The organism is Caballeronia catudaia, assembly GCF_001544755.2.
GTDB classification, from domain to species: domain Bacteria; phylum Pseudomonadota; class Gammaproteobacteria; order Burkholderiales; family Burkholderiaceae; genus Caballeronia; species Caballeronia catudaia.
On record NZ_FCOF02000012.1, the window covers coordinates 59,546 to 80,219 of the forward strand.

At 64.2% G+C, this 20,674-nt stretch carries 13 protein-coding genes and 2 pseudogenes; 8 read left to right on the plus strand and 7 right to left on the minus strand.

The window, feature by feature from the left end; genetic code table 11:
* Window positions 1-4 precede the first annotated feature (4 nt).
* Entirely contained in the window at window positions 5-1,309 is a 1,305-nt protein-coding gene (locus tag AWB75_RS15420) for a chloride channel protein (RefSeq protein ID WP_061124956.1), read from the plus strand.
* Window positions 1,310-1,424: 115 nt separating this feature from the next.
* On the opposite strand, the gene AWB75_RS15425 is transcribed toward AWB75_RS15420, so the two are convergent.
* From AWB75_RS15425 to AWB75_RS15435, 3 genes are read right to left on the minus strand one after another with little or no spacing between them, the layout of a single operon-like run.
* Complete coding sequence (locus AWB75_RS15425) at window positions 1,425-2,891, minus strand: efflux transporter outer membrane subunit (RefSeq protein ID WP_061124957.1); 1,467 nt, start codon at window positions 2,889-2,891, stop codon at window positions 1,425-1,427.
* Window positions 2,888-6,025, minus strand: a complete 3,138-nt coding sequence (locus AWB75_RS15430) for an efflux RND transporter permease subunit (RefSeq protein WP_061124958.1) — start codon at window positions 6,023-6,025, stop codon at window positions 2,888-2,890. The genes AWB75_RS15425 and AWB75_RS15430 overlap by 4 nt, the downstream gene beginning before the upstream one ends.
* A complete protein-coding gene (locus AWB75_RS15435) occupies window positions 6,022-7,143 on the minus strand; it encodes an efflux RND transporter periplasmic adaptor subunit (protein WP_061125051.1) in 1,122 nt (373 codons plus the stop codon). The genes AWB75_RS15430 and AWB75_RS15435 overlap by 4 nt, the downstream gene beginning before the upstream one ends.
* A 261-nt stretch (window positions 7,144-7,404) precedes the next feature.
* On the opposite strand from AWB75_RS15435, the gene AWB75_RS15440 reads away from it, so the two are divergent.
* Both AWB75_RS15440 and AWB75_RS15445 read left to right on the plus strand, forming a co-directional pair.
* A complete protein-coding gene (locus AWB75_RS15440; protein WP_061124959.1) occupies window positions 7,405-8,028 on the plus strand; it encodes a TetR/AcrR family transcriptional regulator in 624 nt (207 codons plus the stop codon).
* 156 nt (window positions 8,029-8,184) lie between these two features.
* Entirely contained in the window at window positions 8,185-10,488 is a 2,304-nt protein-coding gene (locus tag AWB75_RS15445) for a mechanosensitive ion channel family protein (RefSeq protein ID WP_061124960.1), read from the plus strand.
* Here AWB75_RS15445 and AWB75_RS15450 read toward each other — a convergent pair whose 3' ends face one another.
* Window positions 10,489-12,885 (minus strand): phosphoketolase family protein, encoded by a 2,397-nt coding sequence (locus AWB75_RS15450; protein ID WP_061124961.1) that lies wholly within the window; start codon window positions 12,883-12,885, stop codon window positions 10,489-10,491.
* Between the two features lie 279 nt (window positions 12,886-13,164).
* On the opposite strand from AWB75_RS15450, the gene AWB75_RS15455 reads away from it, so the two are divergent.
* From AWB75_RS15455 to AWB75_RS15465, 3 genes and pseudogenes are all read left to right on the plus strand, one after another.
* On the plus strand, window positions 13,165-13,569 hold the full coding sequence (locus AWB75_RS15455) for a hypothetical protein (protein WP_061125052.1): 405 nt from the start codon (window positions 13,165-13,167) through the stop codon (window positions 13,567-13,569).
* 127 nt (window positions 13,570-13,696) lie between these two features.
* Window positions 13,697-14,875 (plus strand): porin, encoded by a 1,179-nt coding sequence (locus AWB75_RS15460; RefSeq protein WP_061124962.1) that lies wholly within the window; start codon window positions 13,697-13,699, stop codon window positions 14,873-14,875.
* A gap of 83 nt (window positions 14,876-14,958) precedes the next feature.
* Window positions 14,959-15,321 (plus strand): annotated as a pseudogene (locus AWB75_RS15465) (SDR family oxidoreductase); the annotation flags it as partial.
* Window positions 15,322-15,373: 52 nt separating this feature from the next.
* On the opposite strand, the gene AWB75_RS15470 reads toward AWB75_RS15465, so the two are convergent.
* Together AWB75_RS15470 and AWB75_RS38115 are read right to left on the minus strand one after the other, a co-directional pair.
* Window positions 15,374-16,081 (minus strand): hypothetical protein, encoded by a 708-nt coding sequence (locus AWB75_RS15470; RefSeq protein ID WP_061124963.1) that lies wholly within the window; start codon window positions 16,079-16,081, stop codon window positions 15,374-15,376.
* Window positions 16,082-16,110: 29 nt separating this feature from the next.
* A pseudogene (locus AWB75_RS38115) lies at window positions 16,111-16,385 on the minus strand (superoxide dismutase); the annotation flags it as partial.
* A gap of 103 nt (window positions 16,386-16,488) precedes the next feature.
* On the opposite strand from AWB75_RS38115, the gene AWB75_RS15480 reads away from it, so the two are divergent.
* Complete coding sequence (locus AWB75_RS15480; RefSeq protein WP_061125053.1) at window positions 16,489-18,066, plus strand: MFS transporter; 1,578 nt, start codon at window positions 16,489-16,491, stop codon at window positions 18,064-18,066.
* Between the two features lie 52 nt (window positions 18,067-18,118).
* Here AWB75_RS15480 and AWB75_RS15485 read toward each other — a convergent pair whose 3' ends face one another.
* Complete coding sequence (locus tag AWB75_RS15485) at window positions 18,119-19,045, minus strand: sterol desaturase family protein (protein WP_200822984.1); 927 nt, start codon at window positions 19,043-19,045, stop codon at window positions 18,119-18,121.
* Between the two features lie 307 nt (window positions 19,046-19,352).
* Here AWB75_RS15485 and AWB75_RS15490 point away from each other — a divergent pair, with 307 nt between their 5' ends.
* Window positions 19,353-20,576 carry a PepSY-associated TM helix domain-containing protein gene (locus AWB75_RS15490; RefSeq protein WP_061124964.1) on the plus strand — a complete coding sequence of 408 codons (1,224 nt, stop codon included), beginning with the start codon at window positions 19,353-19,355 and terminating at the stop codon, window positions 20,574-20,576.
* Window positions 20,577-20,674 lie beyond the last annotated feature (98 nt).

Below are 20,674 nucleotides of genomic sequence, written 5' to 3' on the forward strand. Positions count from 1 at the left end.
CGCGATGCTCTCGTCGACTCAAGCCACGAAGCTCGTCATCGTCACCGTGCTCGTCGGGATCGGCGCGGGGCTGGGCGGCATGTCGCTCGCGCTCCTGCTTCACGCGATCCAGCATGTCGCGTTCGGCTACAGCCTCGACGCGCTGCCCGGCAGCGAGAGCTTTCTTCAGGGCATCAGCGGCGCGCCGCCGCTGCGCCGCTTCATCGTGCTGACGCTGTGCGGCGTGTTCGCGGGCGTCGGCTGGTGGTGCATCTATCGCTTCGGCAAGCCGCTCGTGAGCATCGCAAAGGCGCTCAAGTCCGACGATCCGCGCATGCCCGTGCTGACCACGATCGCGCATACGGTCCTGCAGATCGTCACCGTCGCGATGGGCTCGCCGCTCGGCCGCGAAGTCGCGCCGCGCGAAATCGGCGCGTTGTGGGCGGGGTGGCTATCGCACTATGCGAATCTCACGCCGTCGCAAGCGCGCATCATGGTCGCGTGCGGCGCCGGCGCGGGGCTCGCCGCCGTCTACAACGTGCCGCTCGGCGGCGCGGTCTTCGTGCTCGAAGTGCTGCTCGGCAGCTTCGAATGGCCGATCGTCACGGCGGCGCTGGCGACATCGGCGATCGGGGCGATCGTCGCGTGGATCGGCCTCGGCGACGAGCTCACGTATCGGCTGCCGGTGTATTCGCTCGATGCGCAGCTCGTCGTCTGGGCGATCGTCATGAGCCCGGTGTTCGGGGCGGCCGCGCGACTCTTCGTCGTGCTGACGAAGGCGGCGCGCGACAACGCGGCGCGCGGTACTGCGCTGCCGCTCCTGTCGATTCTCAACTTCACGATGATCGGCGTGCTCGTAATCTGGTATCCGCAGCTCGCCGGCAACGGCAAGAGCGCCGCGGGTCTGTCCTTCGAGGACCATCTCGGCTTCGCGCTTGCGGGCGTGCTGCTCGTGCTGAAGGTGGCCATCGAAGTGAGTTCGCTGCGTGCGGGCGCGCAGGGCGGCCTGCTCACGCCGAGCCTGACGAACGGCGCGCTGCTCGGCGTGATGCTCGGCAGCGCATGCAATGCGTTCTGGCCGGGCACGCCGCTCGGCGCGTTCGCGGTGATCGGCGCAGCGGCCTTCCTCGCCGCGGCGATGCAGATGCCGCTCACGGCGCTCGTACTCGCGCTCGAATTCACTCGTGTCGAGCAGGCGTTCATGATTCCGCTGGGGCTGTCGATCGCCGGCGCGATGGTGACTTATCGCGCGCTGGCGGAAGGGAGGCCGAAGGTCGTCGCGGCGGTGGCGGTTGGGGGGGAGAAGAGGTTGGGTGGCTTGTCGGATTGAGCACCGAAGCTCCCTGACCACCTCCATCGTTGTAATTCTCCGTAGACAGAATGAGGCAGGGTTTCCCGCCAATGGAAATCCATTGCTTCCACGCTAGTTACGGACGACCCTCGCCTTACTTTACGGTGCTGTCACCGCTTTTTGACAGATGCGCGGCGGACGCGACGGGCGAGCCCATCGCCTGAAACAGCGCGGCGGTGTCGCTCATGCGGGCGCTGCTTGCGCGGATCGTCGCAAGCCGCGCGTTGAGATACTGCTGCTCGCTGCCCCGCGCGGCGCGCGGAGGAATCGCGCCGAGCCGCACGCGCGCCGCCGCATCCGCCGATGCATCGCGTGCCGCGCGGCTGGCGCTATCGGCGAAGGCGAGCGCTTCGCTGTCGGTTTCGAGCGAAGCCAGCGTGTTCGCGACGTTCTGAAACGCCGCGAGCACGGTTTGCCTGTATTGCTCGGCCGAGGCTTCGTAAGTGGCGATGGCCGCGCGGCGTTGCGCGAGCAGCGCGCCGCCATGAAAGATCGGCTGCGACAGCGAAGCGCCCACGCTCCACAACGCGCCCGCGCCCGAGAGCGCCGTCGGCCAGTTGAAGCCGCCTTTGCCCATCGATGCCGATAGCGACAAGCTCGGATACAACTGCGCCGTCGCGACGCCGACCTGCGCGGCGGCCGCTTTCAGTGCGGAGTCGGCGGCCTGAATGTCGGGGCGCGTCTGAAGCAGTTCCGACGGCAGCACGACCGGCACATCGGACGGCACGGTGAGGCTCGCGAGATCGAGATCGTCGGGCGCCCGGTCGGGCGTGCGGCCAAGCAGGACGGCTACCGCATGACGTGTCGCGAGCCATTGCGCGCGCAAGCCCGGCAGTTGCGATGCCAGCGACGCCGCGTTCTGCTGCGCGCCGAGCATCTCGGTGCGCGACGCCGAGCCGAGCGCATAGCGGCGTTCGGCGTCGTGCGCGTCGTCGTTGGCCAACGCGACGAGCCGCTCCGTCACGTCGATCTGCGCATGCAAAGCCGCCGCGCCGATCGCACCCGTGACGATATTCGCCGCGAGCGCGCGCCGCGCGGCATCGAGTTGAAACGTTTGTTGATCGACCTGCGCCGCCAGCGATGCGTTCGCATACCGCGCCGCGCCGAAGAGATCGAACGTGTATTGCGCCTGGATCTGCCCGACGAAGAGGTTGTAGACCACGGTCGGCGGTCCGGCCTCGGGAATGCCGAGGCCGCGTTGCCGCGTCGCCTGCGCGCCCGCATCGATCGACGGCAAAAGCGACGAGCCGACTTGCGCGCGCAATTGCTCGCGTGCGGCGACGAGGCTCTTGTCCGCGGCGGCGAGATTGGGACTGGCGCGCAAGCCTTCATCGACGAGCGCATTCAGCGTATCCGACCGATACTGCTTCCACCATTCGGGCACGGGTTTCGCGCCCACGTCGAAACGTTGTGACGCGCCTTCGGCCGTGACGCTCGCTTCCGCTTGCGGCGTTACGCCGTAATGCGCGGGCTGCGGCATCGCGGGCGGCTTGCCATCGGGGCCGAGGGCGCATGCATTCAAAGCCATGCAAGCCAAAGTCATCAATAACCGGCGATTCATGACTGCGCTCCTTCGCGCTCGTCGAGCTTGACGCGGAACCATGCGGCATAGAGCGCGGGCAGATAGAAGAGGGTGAGCACGGTCGCGCTCGTGATGCCGCCCATGAGCGCGGTCGCCATCGGGCCGAAGAAGTTGCTGCGCAGAAGCGGAATGAGCGCGAGCACGGCGGCGGCTGCCGTCAGCGTAATCGGCCTGAAACGCCGCACCGTCGCGCCGATGATCGCATCGAGACGCTTCTGCCCCGAGGCGATGTCCTGTTCGATCTGGTCGACGAGAATCACCGAGTTGCGCATGATGATGCCGAACATCGCGATCACGCCGAGCATCGCGACGAAGCCGAACGGCTTGCCGAACGCGAGCAGCGTTATCACGACGCCGATCAAGCCGAGCGGCGCGGTGAGCACGACCATCATGACGCGCGAAAAGCTCTGCAACTGGATCATCAAAAGCGTGAGCACGACGATCACCATCACCGGAATCTGCGCGTTGATCGACGCCTGGCCCTTGCCGCTTTCCTCCACCGGCCCGCCCACTTCCACGCGATAGCCCACCGGCAGCGCGCGGCGAATCTCGTCGAGCTTCTTGTCGATGGCATGCGTCACGTCGATGCCTTGCGCATCGCCTTTCACATCGGATTGCACGGTGATGGTCGGTTGACGGTCGCGTTCCCAGATCACGCCGTATTCGAGCGTATCGACGACGCGTCCGAGCGCGCTCAACGGCACGGGGCCATGCGGCGTCGGCATCGCGAGCGTGGCGAGGCGCGCGGGATCGACGCGTTCGGCGCGCGGCGCACGCAGATCGACGCTGATCAGCTTGTCGCGCTCGCGATACTGCGTGACCGTCGTGCCGGAGAGCGTCATCGCGAGAAAGCTCGATACGTCCTGCGACGTGACGCCCGCATCGCGCGCCTTCTGCTGATCGATCTCGAAGCGCTCCGAGCGCTCCGAAGGCTCGTCCCAGTCGAACTGCACGTTGGTTGTGCGCGAGTCCGCGCGCATGTCCGCCGCCACCTGCTCGGCGATGTGACGCACCGTGCCGATCTCGTCACCGCTCACGCGGAACTGCACCGGATAGCCGACGGGCGGCCCGTTCTCCAGCCTTGATAGCCGCGTGCGCACGGCGGGAAAGCGCTCGCGCAGCATCGGTTCGAGCCAGCGCGCGAGCGCTTCGCGCGCTTCGACCGACTTCGCGGTGACGACGAACTGCGCGAAGTTCGGCGTCGGCAATTGCTGATCGAGCGGCAGATAAAAGCGCGGCGCGCCGGTGCCGACGAAGCTCACCACGTGATCGATTTCATCGCGGCCTTTGAGCGCTTCTTCGAGGCGCTTCGCTTCGCGCAAGGTCGCATCGAACGATGCGCCTTCCTGCAGACGCACGTCGATGAGCAGCTCGGGCCGGTCCGAGCTCGGGAAGAATTGCTGCGGCACGAGCGAGAAGCCGGCCATCGCGATGACGAACAGGATGACCGTGATCGCGAGCACGACGAAGCGCCGCTTCACGCACCAGCCGACCCATTTGCGTAGGCGTTCGTAGAATTTCGTGTCGTAGATGTCGTGCTCGTGATCGTCGGGCAGATGCGCTTCTTTCTTGCGTTCGGGAAGCAGCTTGTAGCCGAGCAGCGGAATCAGCACGACGGCCGCGAGCCACGACGCGATCAACGCGATCGCCGAGACTTCGAAGATCGAGCGCGTGTATTCGCCGGTGCTTGATTTCGCGAGCGCGATCGGCAAAAAGCCCGCGACGGTGACGAGCGTGCCGGTGAGCATCGGGAACGCGGTGCTCGTGTACGCGAACGCGGCGGCGCGCGTGCGGTTCCAGCCTTGCTCCAGTTTCACGGCCATCATTTCGACGGCGATGATCGCATCGTCGACGAGCAGGCCCAACGCGAGAATCAGCGTGCCGAGCGAGACTTTATGCAGGCCGATATCGAACAGATACATGAAGAGCGCGGTGACGGCGAGCACGATCGGAATCGAGATCACGACCACCATCCCCGTGCGTACGCCGAGCGACACGAGGCTCACGATCAGCACGATCACGACGGCTTCGGCGACCGCTTCGAGAAAGTCATCGACGGACTGCGAGACCGCGTGCGGCATGCTCGCCACTTCGGTCAGCGTCAGGCCCGCGGGCAACTGTGCGCGCAACTTCGTCATCTGCTCATCGAGCGCTTTGCCCAGACGCACGACGTCCTCGCCCGGCTGCATCGTGACGCCGATGCCGAGCACGGGCGTGCCTGCCGAGCGCATCTGCGTGGCGGTCGGATCGATGTAACCGCGCTTGATCGTCGCGATGTCGCCGAGACGGAACGAGCGCCCGTTCACGTTGATGAGCGTATCGGCGAGCGCATCCACGCTTTTGAACTGCCCGCTCGGGCGCACGAACACGCGGTCGTTGGGCGTCGTCAGCACGCCTGCCGGCGAGACGGCGTTCTGTCCGTCGATGGCCTGCGCGATCTGCTGCGGCGATATGTTCAGCCGCGTCAATGTCGTGTTCGCGATCTCGACGTAGATGCGCTCTTCCTGATCGCCGAAATAATCCACCTTGCCGACGCCCGGCACGCGCAGAAGCACGGTGCGCAGGGAATCGGCGTAATCGTGCAGTTGCACGGGCGAGAAGCCGTCGCCTTCGAGCGCGTAGATGTTGGTGTAGACGTCGCCGAATTCGTCGTTGAAGAACGGGCCCTGCACGCCGGGCGGCAAGGTGGCTGCAATATCGCCGACTTTCTTGCGGATCTGATACCACTCCTCGGGCACATCCTTCGCGGGCGCGGAGTCCTTCATCTGAAAGAACAGCAGCGACTCGCCGGGGCGCGAATAGCTGCGGATGAAATCCGTGTACGGCGTTTCCTGCAGCTTGCGCGCGATGCGGTCGGTCACTTCCTCTTGCACCTGACGCGCGGTCGCGCCGGGCCAGAAGGTGCGGATGACCATGACGCGGAACGTGAAGGGCGGATCTTCCGATTGCGCGAGCCGCGTGTAGGAGAGGATGCCGAAGATCGTCGACATCGCGATGAGAAACACGACGAGCGCGCGATGCCGCAGCGCCCACGCAGAGAGATTGAAGCGGCCTTCTTCGTGGCGATGCGCGTCGTCGTCGCGGCTTTCGCTGGTATCGCTGGCATCGCTCATGACGCGAAGTCCTCGGGATGCAAGGGCGCGACGACGCGCACCTTCTCGCCAGCGGAAACGGTATGCACGCCTTGCCACACGATGCGATCGCCCGCCGCGATGCCGCGCGCGATCGTCACGGTGCGCTCGCCATAGCGCGCGACGTCGACGCGCCGCAGTTCGAGCGCATCGCCGGGTTGCTTCACGATCCACACGGCGGGATGGCCGTTGTCGTGAAAGAGCGCAGTCGATGGAATCGTGAACGCGCCTTTATCCGCATCCGACGATGCGAATGCGATATCCGCCGTCATGCCTAGACGCACGTCGGGCGCCGGTCCTTCGAGCGTGAGCTTCGCGCGCCAGGTGCGGCTTTGCGCGTCGGCGGCGGGCGAGAGCTCGCGCACGCGCGCCTTGAAGGTCTTGCCCGGCAAACCGGCGAGCTTCACGATCGCTTCCTTGCCGACGGCGAACGCGGGCAGTGCGGTTTCGGGCACGTCGCAGATCACGTCGATATCGCCGCTCCAGGCGAGCGTGAAGACGGCTTGCCCTGCGGTGACGTTCTGGCCCGTATCGGCTTGTTCGGCGGTGATGACGCCCGCGTGATCGGCGGACAGCGTCGCGTAGCGCAACTGATCGGACGACAGTCCCGCCTGCTGCTGTGCCTGATTGCGCTGCGCGAGCGCGGACGCGTAGGCGTTTTGCGTCTGTTCGAGCTGCGCGGGCGCGATGAGATTTTCGGCGGCCTGCGCGCGATCGCGATCGAGCTGCTGCTTCGCATACACGAGCTGATGCTCGGCGGCGTCGAGTTGCGCGCGGGCGCTGGCGTTGTTCTTTTCGACATCGGCGGGATCGAGACGCGCGACCACTTGGCCCGCCTTCACGCTATCGCCGAGCCGCGCGCGCCGCTCGAGAATCTTGCCGTTGATGCGAAACGAGAGCGGCGTTGAATAGCGTGACTGAATCTGACCGGGCAGGCTCGACGTGCTCGCGTGGCCGTCCGATTGCGCCGCAACCGCGACGACCGGGCGCGGCGCGGGCGCGGGCGCCTCATGCCGCTTGCAGGCGAAAAGCGCTGCACAAACGATCGGAATACATGCCGCGCGCGCCACGACCGACGCGGATGAGTGGAAGAGCTTCACAGGAACCTCGGCGCCCGCAAGGGCATGGTGCGGCACGCCTTCGAAACGAGGCGCGCCGCTCATGGGCGAAGCAAGGGAAAGATGCTCCGGCGGGCAATTTCGAGAAACGAGCCTGCGCGGGGCAGGTCGGCGAGCGGACCTGAAAACCCCGTCCGGCAAGGGTTTCGACGACCCGGACGTGAATACGAAGTGAATTCTAATACATACTTGTATCTGAATGCAAAGCCGGATTTGTAAGCCTGGCGGTGCTACACTTCGGGAATGAAACCAGTCCGTCTCACCCGCGAGCAAAGCCGTGATCAGACGCGTCAACGTCTGCTCGATGCTGCGCAGGCGGTGTTCACCAAGAAGGGATTCGGCGCGTCGAGCGTCGAAGATGTCGCCGCCGACGCGGGTTATACGCGCGGCGCGTTCTATTCGAACTTTTCGAGCAAGGCCGAACTTCTACTCGAAGTGCTCAAGCGCGATCACGACACCATCATGGCGCGGCTCTCGACGCTCTTCGAGGACGGCGAAGCGTCGCGCGCGGACATGGAAGCGCGCGTGTTGCAGTACTACAGCGAGTGCTATCAGAACAACGCGTGCTTTCTGCTGTGGGTCGAAGCGAAGCTGCACGCGAGCCGCGACGCCACATTCCGCGCGAGCTTCAATGCGCTGATGCGCGAATTGCGGCAAACCACGACCGATTACATCCGCGCATTTTCCGAGCGCGTGGGCACGCCGCTCACGATGCCCGCCGAACAGATGGCGCTCGGCTTGATCGCGTTGTGCGACGGTGTCCAGTTCTTCTATTCGTCCGACCCGCAATCGGTGCCCGCGCAGTTCGCCGAAGACGTGCTCGGGCAGTTCTTCCGGCGTGTGGTGCTGAGCGGCGGCGCGGAGTAAAGCGGCTTCATCGACTCGCGAGTCGACAACGGCTGAATGGCGCGCATGAATTCGATGAGCTAATCTTGGCGCGAGAGCCATAGAAGCCGCTTGCAGCACCTCGAATTCGTTCGCGTTTCTCGCGAAACGCGAATGACATCCCTGGAGGGAATCTCCATGAGCGCATTCACGCGGCGCATCGACGTGGGGCATGTCCTGACTTACGTTCGCGCGTGGATGATCGCGCTCGCTGTCTTCACGGGAAGCGCGTCGGCGGCGCCGCTGCCCGCGTCGATGCAGGGCATCATTTCGAACTGGGTGGCCTCGGCGCCGCAGGCGGCTTCCGCGCCTACGCCCGCGAGCCAGGCCGAAATGGTGCGCTCGCTGAACACGCTGATCGGCACCTTCGACAACGACGCGCAACGCAGCGCGTTCGTCGCGCAATTGAAAATGCTGCGCGACGCGATGCAGAAGAGCGCGCCGGCCACGCCCGCACCGGCCGGCGGTGATCTGCTCGGCGCGATCGCATCGGGCATTGCATCGGTCGAAACGAATTTCAGCGAAGGCATCACGCCGCTGCGCTTCTGGAGCGCGCGTTCCAGCGCCGCCGCGAGCGAGCTGCGCGCGATCGGCGCCGATACGAAAGGCGAATCGATCGGGCGGATCGTTGCAGGCATGAGCGCGACGCTCGCGGGCTGGGGCCTGTGCGCGTTCCTGCTGATCCGTCTCCAGCGACGCCTCTTCGCGCGCTATGGCCGCGAGGTTTCGCTCGCGCCGAATCCGACCTCGGTCGAACTGCTGTACTTCGCGTTGCGGCAGACCGGACCGTGGGTCGTCGCGTTCATCGCGGTCTTGCTCTTCGTTCGCGGCATGCCGGATGCGCTCGGCCGCACGCTCGGCCTCGTCATCGCTTACGCGATCGTCGCGGGCTCGATCTTTTCCGCGATCTGCATGATCGTGTTTTCGATCTTCAGCACCGCGCATCGCCGTGTCGCCGTGCGGCAGTTGCTCGCGCACACGTTCTGGCCGCTCTTTGCGATCGGCGCGTGCGGCGCGCTCGGCGATGCCACCGCCAACGCCGATGTCACGCGTCAGCTCGGCCCGAATCTCGCGGGCGTCGTGTCGACCTTCGCCACGCTGGCCGCGGCCCTGCTGAGCGGCTGTTTCGCGCTCGTCTACCGGCGGCCCGTTACGCATCTGATCCGCAATCGGCCGTATGCGCGCCGGCGCGATCATCAGTTCGCGACCGAAGCGCTCGATATCCTCGCTTCGCTCTGGCATATCCCGATGCTGCTGATCGCGGCGGCGGCGATCGTGGCGATCATCGACGGGCGTGGCGCGGAAGGCGACGTGTTGCGGCCTTCGCTGCTCAGCGCGGCGCTGCTCGTCCTGACGCTGTTCGCGTCCGCGCTGCTGATGCATCTGACCCGCCGCCGCGATACGCGTGCGCAGCGGCGCGCGCCGCATCTCACACGGCTCCTGCGCTTCGGCTGCACGCTGGTCGTGCTGCTGGTCTGGCTCGCGTATCTGCGCTTCGAGCTCGAGCTTTGGAGCGGGCCGATCGCGCGGCTCATCAGGCACAGCGCGATGACGCCCGGCTTCAGGCACGCGCTCATCGCCGTGGTCGCGACGGTGTTCGGCGCGTGGTTCATCTGGATACTCATCGACAGCATCGTTCTCGAAGCACTCGGGCCGAACAGTTCGCGCAGCAAGGCGCTGAGTCCCGGCGTGCGCGCCCGCACGATGTTGCCGCTCGTGCGCAACGGCATCTTCATGACGGTCGCGACGCTCGCGGCCATCGTCGCCTGCGCGACCCTCGGCATCAATCTGACGCCGCTGCTCGCCGGCGCCGGCGTGATCGGTCTCGCGGTCGGCTTCGGAGCGAAGTCGCTCGTCACCGATCTCATCACGGGGCTATTCATCATCGTCGAGGAGACGATTTCGGTCGGCGACTGGATCGATATCGACGGTCACGCAGGCACCGTGATGGATCTTACGATCCGCACTGTCCGCTTGCGCGACGGTCAGGGCGCGGTGCACACCATTCCGTTCTCGCAGATCAAGATCGTGAAGAACCTGTCGCGCGATTTCGCGAATGCCGTATTCGAAATCCGCGTGCCGTTCAGCGCGAAGATGGATGACATCAGCCGCATGATCGTGGAAGCGGGCGCGGAGCTGATGGCGGACTATCGCTATCGCAATGAAATACTCGGTCCCGTCGAGATCTTCGGGCTCGAACGCTTCGAGACGAACTGCGTCGTGGTGAAAGGACAGATCAAGACGCGGCCATTGCAGCAATGGAGCGTGGCGCGCGCGTTCAACGCGAGGCTCAAGCTGAAGATGGACGAAGCGGGCTTCGAAATGCTGCTGCCGCAGATGCAGCTCCATGCCGCGCCGGCCGGGCGCGGCCAGACGGAGAACCGTCATGCAGCGGATGCCCCGGCGCAGCCGGAGCTTCGCGTGCTCAAAGAATCGCCCTGATCAAAAAGGCCAGACCCATTCGGCGATTTCGGGCTTGTCGGTGCCGTGCGTATGCGCGTAATCCAGATGACGGATGATCGCGTTTCGCATGTCTTCCCGCAAATGCGTGGCGCGGCTTTGCAAACGCGGCACGCGATCGAGCACGTCGATCACGAGATTGAAACGATCCGCCTGATTGAGTATCGCGAGTTCGAGCGGCGTGTTGATGTTGCCTTTCTCCTTATAGCCGCGCACGTGCAGATTTTCATGATTGTGGAAGCGATAAGCGAGCTTGTGAATCAGCCACGGATAGCCGTGAAAGTTGAAGATCACGGGTTTGTCGAGCGTGAAGAGGCTGTCGAACTCGCGCGCGCTCGATCCATGCGGATGCTCGCTATCGGGCTGCATCCTGAAGAGATCGACCACGTTCACGAAGCGCAGCTTCAATTCGGGCAGGCGTTCGCGCAGAATCGCGGCGGCGGCGAGCGCTTCCTGCGTCGCGACATCGCCACAAGAAGCGAGCACGACGTCGGGCTCTTCGCCTTCGTCGGTGCTGGCGCGCCGCCATACGCCGATACCTTTCGCGCAATGCACGATCGCTTCGTCGATGGTCGCAAACTGCAAATGCTTCTGCTTGTCCGCGACGATGATATTGATGCAATCGGTCGAGCGCATGCATTGATCGGCCACGACGAGCAGCGTGTTGGCATCCGGCGGGAGATAGACGCGCGTGACGGACGGGCTCTTGTTCGTGACGAGATCGATGAAGCCGGGGTCCTGATGCGAGAAGCCGTTATGATCCTGCCGCCATACAGTCGATGAAAGCAGAATCGTTTCCGACGACACCGACGCGCGCCACGGCACATGGTTCTTGCAGATATCGAGCCATTTCGCATGCTGGTTGAACATCGAGTCGATCACGTGCGCGAAGGCTTCGTAGGTATGGAAGAAGCCGTGGCGTCCCGTCAGCAGATAGCCTTCGAGCCAGCCGAGCAAGGTATGTTCGGAGAGCATCTCCATCACGCGGCCGTCGCGCGAGAGCTCGCCGCCGTCCTCGTCTTCGGGCAGAAAGTCCGCCATCCAGACTTTCTTGCTGACCTCGTAGATGGCCTGAAGCCGGTTCGATGCCGTTTCGTCCGGGCCGAACACGCGGAATGTCTCCATGTTGCAGCGCATGATGTCGCGCAGAAAGGCGCCCAGCGGACGCGTGTTTTCGTGCAGGATCTTGCCGGCCTGACTCACATCGACGGCATAGGCGCGGAAGTCGGGCATCTTCAGTTCCTTGCGCAGCATGCCGCCGTTCGCGTGAGGATTCGCGCTCATGCGCCGTGCGCCGCTGGGCGCGGTCGCCCTGATTTCGGCACGCAGGCGGCCGGATTCGTCGAAAAGCTCTTCGGGCTTGTAGCTCTGCATCCAGCGCTCGAGCACGGCGAGATTCGCCGGGTTGTTATGCACGTCCGAGAATGGCACCTGATGCGCGCGCCATGAGCCTTCCACCTTATGGCCGTTGATTTCCTTCGGACCGGTCCAGCCCTTGGGCGTGCGCAGCACGATCATCGGCCAGCGCGGCCGTTCCGTGTCACGGCCGTTGCGCGCCTTCTTCCAGATCGCGTGAATATCCGCGATGGCGGCATCGAGCGTTTCCGCCATCTTCCCGTGCATCTGCGCATGATCGGAGCCTTCGACGAAATACGGCCGATAACCATAACCGACGAACAGGGCTTCCAGCTCTTCATGGCTGATGCGCGCGAGGATCGTCGGATTGGCGATCTTGTAGCCGTTCAGGTTCAGGATCGGCAGCACGGCGCCGTCGCGCGCGGGATTAATGAACTTGTTCGAGTGCCATGCCGTCGCGAGCGGGCCGGTTTCCGCTTCGCCGTCGCCGACGACGCACGCGACGATGAGATCAGGGTTATCCAGCGCCGCGCCATAAGCGTGCGAGAGGCTATAGCCAAGCTCGCCGCCTTCATGGATGGACCCCGGCGTTTCAGGCGTCACGTGCGAGCCGATATGACCGGGAAAGGAAAACTGCTTGAAGAACTTCTGCATGCCTTCGGCATCTTCGCTCTTGTCCGGATAAACCTCGGAATACGTGCCTTCGAGATATGCCGGGCCGAGCACGCCGGGCGCGCCGTGACCGGGACCGGCCATGAAAATCACGTCGATGTCCTCACGTCTGATCACGCGATTCAGATGCGCCCAGACGAACGACAGTGCGGGACTCGCGCCCCAGTGTCCGAGGAGACGTTGCTTGACGTGATCCGCCTTCAGCGGTTCGCGCAGGAGCGGATTGTCGGCAAGAAAGATCATGCCCGCCGCGAGATAGTTGCACGCGCGCCACCAGGCATCGACGAGGCGAAGTTCATCGCTTTCGAGCGCGGAGGAGTGCGATGCACCATTTCGGGAATGCTTGCTCATCGAGAATTCTCCTTGCGGTGAAGGTTCATCAGGAATCCGGGAAAATGCGATGCGCCGGTCGCGCTCTTCAAGATAGTGCTTGCGCGAGCACTTGTGAAACCGCGTTAAGCGCGTTGAGCGAGGCCGTTTCGATTCCCTGCACGATCGATCACTTCATTGCCAGGAAATCCATCGTCGAATGAATTAAAATGCTTTAATAACGCTGAGTTTTACTCGACAGTAGCGTCTTTCAGGCATTCGATGACACGCCATATCCGAAGATATTGGTTTGCCGGCATCGTGGCTTTTCTGCTCGGCAGCTTTGCATCAGCCAGTGAACACACTCGCGTGATTCCCGTTTCGCGAGTCGCGGCGAATGTACTGTTCTTTCCTTATCCCGCCATTGTCTCGACCGCGGCCGCGCATCCGGTCAGGCCGCAGCGCCTGCGCTATCTTTTCAGAGGCATGGACGTGCTGGATGCCGTGACGCTATCGAAGTATGACAACAGCATTCATCCCGATCTGGGCCAGGTCGCCCGGCTTCAACCGCAACCGCCGTCGCCGACTTCCGTGCCGGCGCCGGTGAAACCGCGGGACGGCATCGCGAGCCAGGAAGACGAATGGCACTTCCATGCGAATCCGCAACTCGGCGTGAATCACGAGCACGAGAAAGGCATGACTTTCTCCGTGCGACGCGACTTTTGAACATTCATATCGCCGCTTCTTTCTCATAGCCACGCAGCAATTTTTTTAGTTGCCGGTTGGCGATGCAGTCGCATAAAGTAAATAGAGCGCGCTGCGTCAATTGATGACATCGATGGAGCCCAGGCAAATGAACAAGTTGCTTATATCCGGTGCGACGACGATGCTCACGCTGGCGGGCGCGGCGCATGCGCAAAGCAGCGTGACGCTCTACGGGCTGATCGACGCGGGCGTCACCTACACGAACAGTCAGATCAACCCCACGGGCGCCGGACACAGCAACTGGGAGCTGAAGAGCGGACCCGTGCAGTACAGCCGCTGGGGCTTGCGCGGCGCGGAAGATCTCGGCGCCGGACTGAAGGCCATCTTCAACCTGGAGAACGGCTTTAACCTGAACAACGGGCAGAACACGTCGAGCAATCGCATCTTCAACCGGCAGGCTTATGTAGGCTTGTCGAGCCGCGATTACGGCGTGCTCACGTTCGGGCGTCAAACCGACGACATGGTCGACTTCGTCGGGCCGCTTTCGTTGACCGGCACCGAATATGGCGGCACGCATTTCGCGCATCCGTTCGATATCGACAATCTCAACGATTCGTTTCAGATCAATAACGCGGTGAAATATCAAAGCCCGGATTTCGCGGGATTCAAGCTCGGCGCGATGTACGGTTTTTCGAATCAGGCCGGCGGCTTCTCCAACAATCGCGCGTATAGCCTCGGCATGTCGTATATGTGGGGCCCGCTGAACTTCGGCGCGGGATTCCTGCAACTCAACAGCGACGCGCAAACGCCCGCGCAGCTCAACGCGAACGGCGCCGTTACCGATACGAGCGGCTCATCGCTGCAAGGCGTGCTGACATCGAACGCCGTTCCTCTGGGCGTCTTGTCGAGCCGTCAACAGACGTGGGGCGCCGGCGTGAACTACGCGTTCGGCCCAGCCGTGGCGGGCTTCGTTTATACGCAGACGAATCTCACGCAGTTGTTCCAGACCGGACTCAGCACGCACTTCCAGAACTTCGAAGGCAATCTGCGCTATGCGCTGACGCCTGCGGTCGAGCTCTCCGCCGCCTATACCTACACGCGTGCGAGCGCGCTTGCGGGCGGCAGCAATCCGCACTGGAACCAGGTCAGCGCGATGGCCGGCTACAGCTTCACGCGGCGCACCGATGTCTATGTTCAAGGCGTGTGGCAAGGCGTGAGCGCGGGCAGCGGCTCGCCGTTGGGTGTCGCGTGGATCAACGGCGTCACCGCGCCGTCGTCCACGAGCAATCAGGTCGAGGCGACGGTCGGGTTGCGCCATCGCTTCTGAGCGTCGCGCTTCATTGTCCGGCTGACTTTCGAGCTTCGCGAACGAGCCAGTCGCGAAACGCGGCGAGCCGTGGCAGGCTCGCGGTCCTCAAAGGCAAGTTCTTCATGGCGCAGGCCGCCGCCCGAGCGATGCAGCAGCGCGGCGCGGGCGCGATCGTGCAGACCGGCTCGCTGTGGGCGCTGCAGGCGATCGGCGCGACGCCTTCAGCCGCTTATTCGGCGGCGAATGCGGGTGTGCACGCGCTCAAGCGCAACTTGGCCATCGACCTGGTGGCGTCGAACATCCGCATCAATACGGTCGCGCCCGCGGTCGTGGAGACGCCTGTCTTTAACACGTTCATGTCCGACGATCAGGTGAAAGCGACGCTGCCCGCGTTCAACGCGTTTCATCCGCTCGGACGCAACGACCAGCCCGCCGACGTCGCCGAAGCGATTTTGTTCCTGGCGTTCAGCGGGCGCAACAAGGACGTGATGAACGTCAGTATGACGAAGCAAATGGTCATGCGGCCGATTGCGTGTCGGTACCGATGCGGAATGCGCGATGCAGCGGCGGGCGTATCGTGAGCGTTTCGACGTCCGCGCGCGACCGATGCCGATACTTGCGGCCCCATCCGGTCACGGGGTCCGCATGTTCGTTCGCGCAGAAGCTTTCGAACTCGTGCCACGCTTCTTCGTAATCGCCTGCGCGGGCGAGCTCGAACTGATGACCCTCCGTCGCGCACGACGCGACATTCATGAATTGCTTCAAGATCGGCCGGCAGGCGTAGCTGATGTACGGGTCCGCTTCCTCTCGCGGCCATTCGTTCGCGGCGATGAGCATCTGACGCCACGCGAGGATGGTTTCGCGGCACGTGTCGCAATGCGCGTCGCCCTGAATGAGCGCGCTCGCCTCGAGAACGGCGATCGCGTGCCCTTCGAACTTCGACAGCTTGATCCAGGCCGCGCGCGCGAGGGAATCGGGCAGGCCGTCGTCGCAGTCGATGAGCGCGTTGCTCGCGTCGGCCGGCGGCTCGACCTTCATGACGATGCCTTCTTCGTGAAGCATCACGCGCACGCCGAAATCGGCGACGAGCATCGCGAGACGGCATCCCCAGCGCATGCTCATGTCGCGAAGCCAGGCTTCGTCGGATGTTCGCAGGGCCGCGGCGATTTCTTCGCGCGCATCGGCGAGCCAAAGACTTTGCGCAACCCCATCTGTTCGACTCATGGCGTCATCCCCGATGCGAGCGGAAGGGGTTAGCTTAACTCGCGTGACGCAAATGCGCGTGACAGCACGGACATCTCGTTTCCCCGCGCCCCCGAATACCGCCGCGCCACTTCTCCCAGTCGATCACGTTATGAAACGCCGCGACTTACTCCGGCCGCTAGTTTTCATACTTCAGGTAATACGCGTGTTCCCACACATCGAGCCCAAGAATCGGCGTATTGCCCGACGCGATGCCCGTCATCAGCGGGCTGTCCTGATTGCCGGTGCTTTCGATCGCTAGCTTGCCCGACGCGTCGACATTGAGTCACGCTCAGCCTTTCGTGGACGCGTCCTCGAAGCTTGCCAGCCACGCTGACTGCGTGGGCATGTTCTACTTGGCTTTTCGCCGCACGAACAAGGAAGCGACTTTGGCCAGCCGACCTCTCGAAAACCGGGCGTGCGCGCACGCCGTTGCATCGCAGGCGAGTCCTTGCGATGAGCTCGTCATCCGCGCGCAGCCCGTCGCGGCCGATCGTCCGTGCCGGCGCAAGCGCCTCGCGCTGGCGGCGACGATCCTCGGCTCGAGCATGGCGATGATCGACGGGTCGGTCGTGAATGTCGCGTTGCCGTCGATACAGCGCGACCTCGGCGCGAGCATCGCGGCGATGCAATGGGTCGTCGACGCCTATCTGCTGTTTCTCGGCGCGCTCGTCCTCGTCGGCGGCTCGATGGGCGACAAGCTCGGCCGGCGCAAGGTGTTCATCGCGGGCATCGCGATTTTCACGGTCGCATCGGCGGCGTGCGGCGCGGCGCCCGGCATGAGCTGGCTCATCGCGGCGCGCGCGTTGCAGGGCATCGGCGCGGCGCTGCTGGTGCCAGGCAGTCTCGCGATCATCGGCGCGGTGTTCAAAGGCGAAGCGCGCGGACGCGCGATCGGCACATGGGCGGGCGTGGGCGCGATCACGTCGTCGATCGGGCCGGCGGCGGGCGGCTGGCTCGTCGACGCCTGGTCGTGGCGCGCGATCTTCTTCCTCAATCTGCCGCTTGCCGCCGCGACGATCGTGCTGGCGCTCGCATCGGTGCCCGACAGCCACAACGCCGACGCGCCGCAGACGCTCGACTGGCCCGGCGCCGCGGCCGCCGCGGCAGGGCTGGCGGCGTTGACGTTCGGCCTTACCGAAGCGCCGTCGCGCGGCTTTGCCGATCCGCTCGTGCCCGGCATGATCGGCGCGGGCGTCGTGCTGCTCGCGGCGTTCGTCGCCATCGAAGCGAAATCGCGCGATCCGATGGTCCCGCTCGACATCTTCCGCTCGCGCGATTTCAGCGGCGCCAATCTCGTTACGCTGCTGCTTTACTTCGGGCTCGGCGGCGCGCTGTTTTTCCTGCCGTTCACGCTGATTCGCGCTTATGGCTACAGCGCCACCGAAGCGGGCGCCGCCGTTCTCCCGATGCCGCTCATCATCGGCGTGCTGTCGCGCTTCACGGGCGGGCTGACGGGGCGCTTCGGCGCGCGCACGCTGCTGATCGCGGGGCCGTGCGTCGCAGGCATCGGCTTCGCGATGCTCGCGCTGCCGGTCGTCGCAGGCAGCTATTGGGCGGGCTTTCTGCCGGCGCTCGTCGTGCTCGGGATCGGGCTGACGATCACCGTCGCGCCGTTGACGACGACCGTGATGGCGTCGGTGCCGGGCGAGCGCGCGGGCGTCGCATCGGGAATCAACAACGCGGTCGCGCGCGTGGCGAGCCTTTTGGCGATCGCCGTGCTCGGCATCGTGTTCGTCTGGTCGCACGATGCGGCTTTGTCGGCGCGGCTCGACCGCTTGCATCTGCCGCGCCAGGGCATGCATGTGCTCGACGCCGATGCGAACCCGTCCGCGCCCGCGACGCCGCTCGCCCGCGCGCAAGCCGACGCCATCGCCGATGCGCTGCGCGCTGTCGCGCTGTTGTCCGCCGCGTGCGCGTTCGCCGCGGCGGGCGTCGCGGCGGCCACGATCCGTCGCAACAAATAAAAAAAATCCCGATTTCGCCATCGGGATTCAAGGCACCGCTGAGAAGCTCTTCTTAATGTCCGGCGGCGTGTACCGGTTGTTCGATGGCCTTCGCCGCGCGCTTTTGCAGCTCTTCCGTTGTCTTGCCTTCGCCGTTCGGCAGCCAGCCCGGAGGACGCAGCAGGAAACCGACCGCATCCGACACGCTCTTCGCGTTGAACATGTCCTTCACGAGGCTGACCCAGTGCTCCATCTCGACGACGATCGGGTTATGCGAGGTCACAGGCGTCGTGAGACCGTAGACGCAGGGCTCTTCGGCGCGCTCTTCCACGTAGGTTCCGAACAGGCGGTCGAAGATGATCAGCACGCCGCCGAAGTTCGCATCCAGATACGTCGCGTTCGAAGCATGGTGCACACGGTGCGCGGACGGCGTGTTGAACACGTATTCGAGCCAGCCGAGCTTCGGAATCCACGTGGCATGCAGCCAGAACTGATAGAGCAGGTTGATCGACACGACCGCGAGCACCACGTCCGGCTTCACGCCGAACCATACGAGCGGGGTGAAGAAGATGGCCGAGCCCGCGATCTTGGTCAGCCAGCCGAGCCGGTACGCGGACGAAAGCGTCAGCTGGTTCGGCGAATGATGAACCGCGTGATTCGCCCAGAAGAAGCGGATCGTGTGCGACGCGCGGTGATACCAGTAGTAGCAGAACTCCTGTCCGATGAAGAGCAGAAAGATCGTGAGCGCGGTGTTTGACGTGACCGTATGGATCCGATGCTCCCACGCGAAGTTGAAGACCGGCGTCGCGAGCGAGATCGGCACGAAGGTGAGCAGCTTGCGGCCGACGAGATCGACGAGCGAGATCCAGGTCTCATGCCAGTCGAAGGCCTTGTCGGTGCGCTTGTGCTTGAAGTGCAGGACGACGGCTTCGATCATCGACGCGGTGAGGACGATGCCCATCGCGTACAGCGAGATTTTTCCGAGCAGTTCCAGTTCCATGATTGTTTGCCTTCGTGGGTGGTTGCGAATGAACGCATTGTGGCGATCGGACCCGTTAAAAACCACGCACAAACTATTTCATGGAATGTCATGGGACGCCCGCAAAGCCCTGCCGCACAAGGGACGGGCGTTCCGGGCGAGTTATGTCGAAGTGTGTCGGCGGCGTCGGTTCCGCTCGACGGGTAAGCGTCTTACGAAAACCTTGTATATCGCGATCAATGTCGCTAGAATGCGAACAATTCCTATTTACATAACTTGAAACGATGATCGGGTTCGCGCACGGCTGCTGCTTCGGGGATTCGCGGGCATGAGGCCGGTTCTGGTTCGCCTGCATCGATGGCTCGGCGTCGCGACCGCGCTCTTTCTGTTCGTCTCGGGTCTCACCGGCGCGATCATCGCGTGGGATCACGAAATCGACGAGATTCTCAATCCGCCATTTTTCCATGCTCGCACCGATGGGCCCGCGCTGCCGCCGCTCGAACTCGCGCGCCGCGTCGAGGCCGCCGATCCGCGCGTCGAGGTGACGTACATGCCGCTCGGCTTCGAGCGGGGACATACCGCGCAGATGATGATCATGCCGCGCACGAACCCGGCGACGAATGCGCCCTACGACGTGCCGTACAACCAGATCGCCGTCGATCCGGCGACGGGGCAGGTTCAGGCGCAACGCATGTGGGGCGCGTTCTCGCTCGCTCGCATCGACCTGATGCCGTTCCTCTACAAGCTGCACTACACGCTGCATCTGCCGATCGTCGGCGGTTTCGATGTCGGCACGTGGCTGATCGGCCTCGTCGGCATCATGTGGCTCTTCGATAGCGGCATCGCGCTGATTCTGTCGTTTCCGAGCGTGAAGGCGTGGCGCAAGTCGTTCGCGTTCCGCATGAAGCGCGGCGGCTATGCGCTCACGTTCGACCTGCATCGCTCCGGCGGCGTGTGGATCTGGGGCCTTTTGCTCGTGATGGCGCTCACATCGATCTCGATGAATCTCGCCGAGCCCGTCATGCGCCCGGTCGTGTCGATGTTCTCGAAGCTCTCGCCCTCGTTCCTCGACAACCCGGAACTCGTGCACGCCGGGCCGCCGGGCAAGCCGCTCGCCACGCGCGAGCAGATTCTCGCCGCCGCCGCCCGCGACGCAGAGCGCCAAAAGCTCACCGAGCCGATGGGCGCGCTCTACTACGCGCCGATGTTCAAGGCGTACGGCGTCGGCTTCTTCGCGCCCGGCAACGATCACGGCGACATGGGTCTCGGCAACGCCTGGCTCTACTACAACGGCCAGACGGGCGCGCTCGCGGGCTCGAACATTCCGGGCCGTGGCTCGGCCGGCGACATCTTCATGCAGGCGCAGTTTCCGCTGCATTCGGGGCGCATCGTCGGCCTCGGCGGGCGGATTCTCGTGAGCGCGGCGGGCATCGCCGTTGCGGCGCTGAGCGCCACCGGTCTCATCATCTGGTTCAGAAAGCGCGCGGCGCGCCGTCATTCGGCGGCGGCTGCGAGGGCGCATGCGGCTCGCCAGGGCTCGCTCACAACCTGAAGCGAATCCACGAAAAGCCGCTTCCGCCTCGAATAAAGCTCGACGAGAATGCTAAGTGCGGGTGGGATGTTGCGTTCACGCAAATCACTTCGGTTATT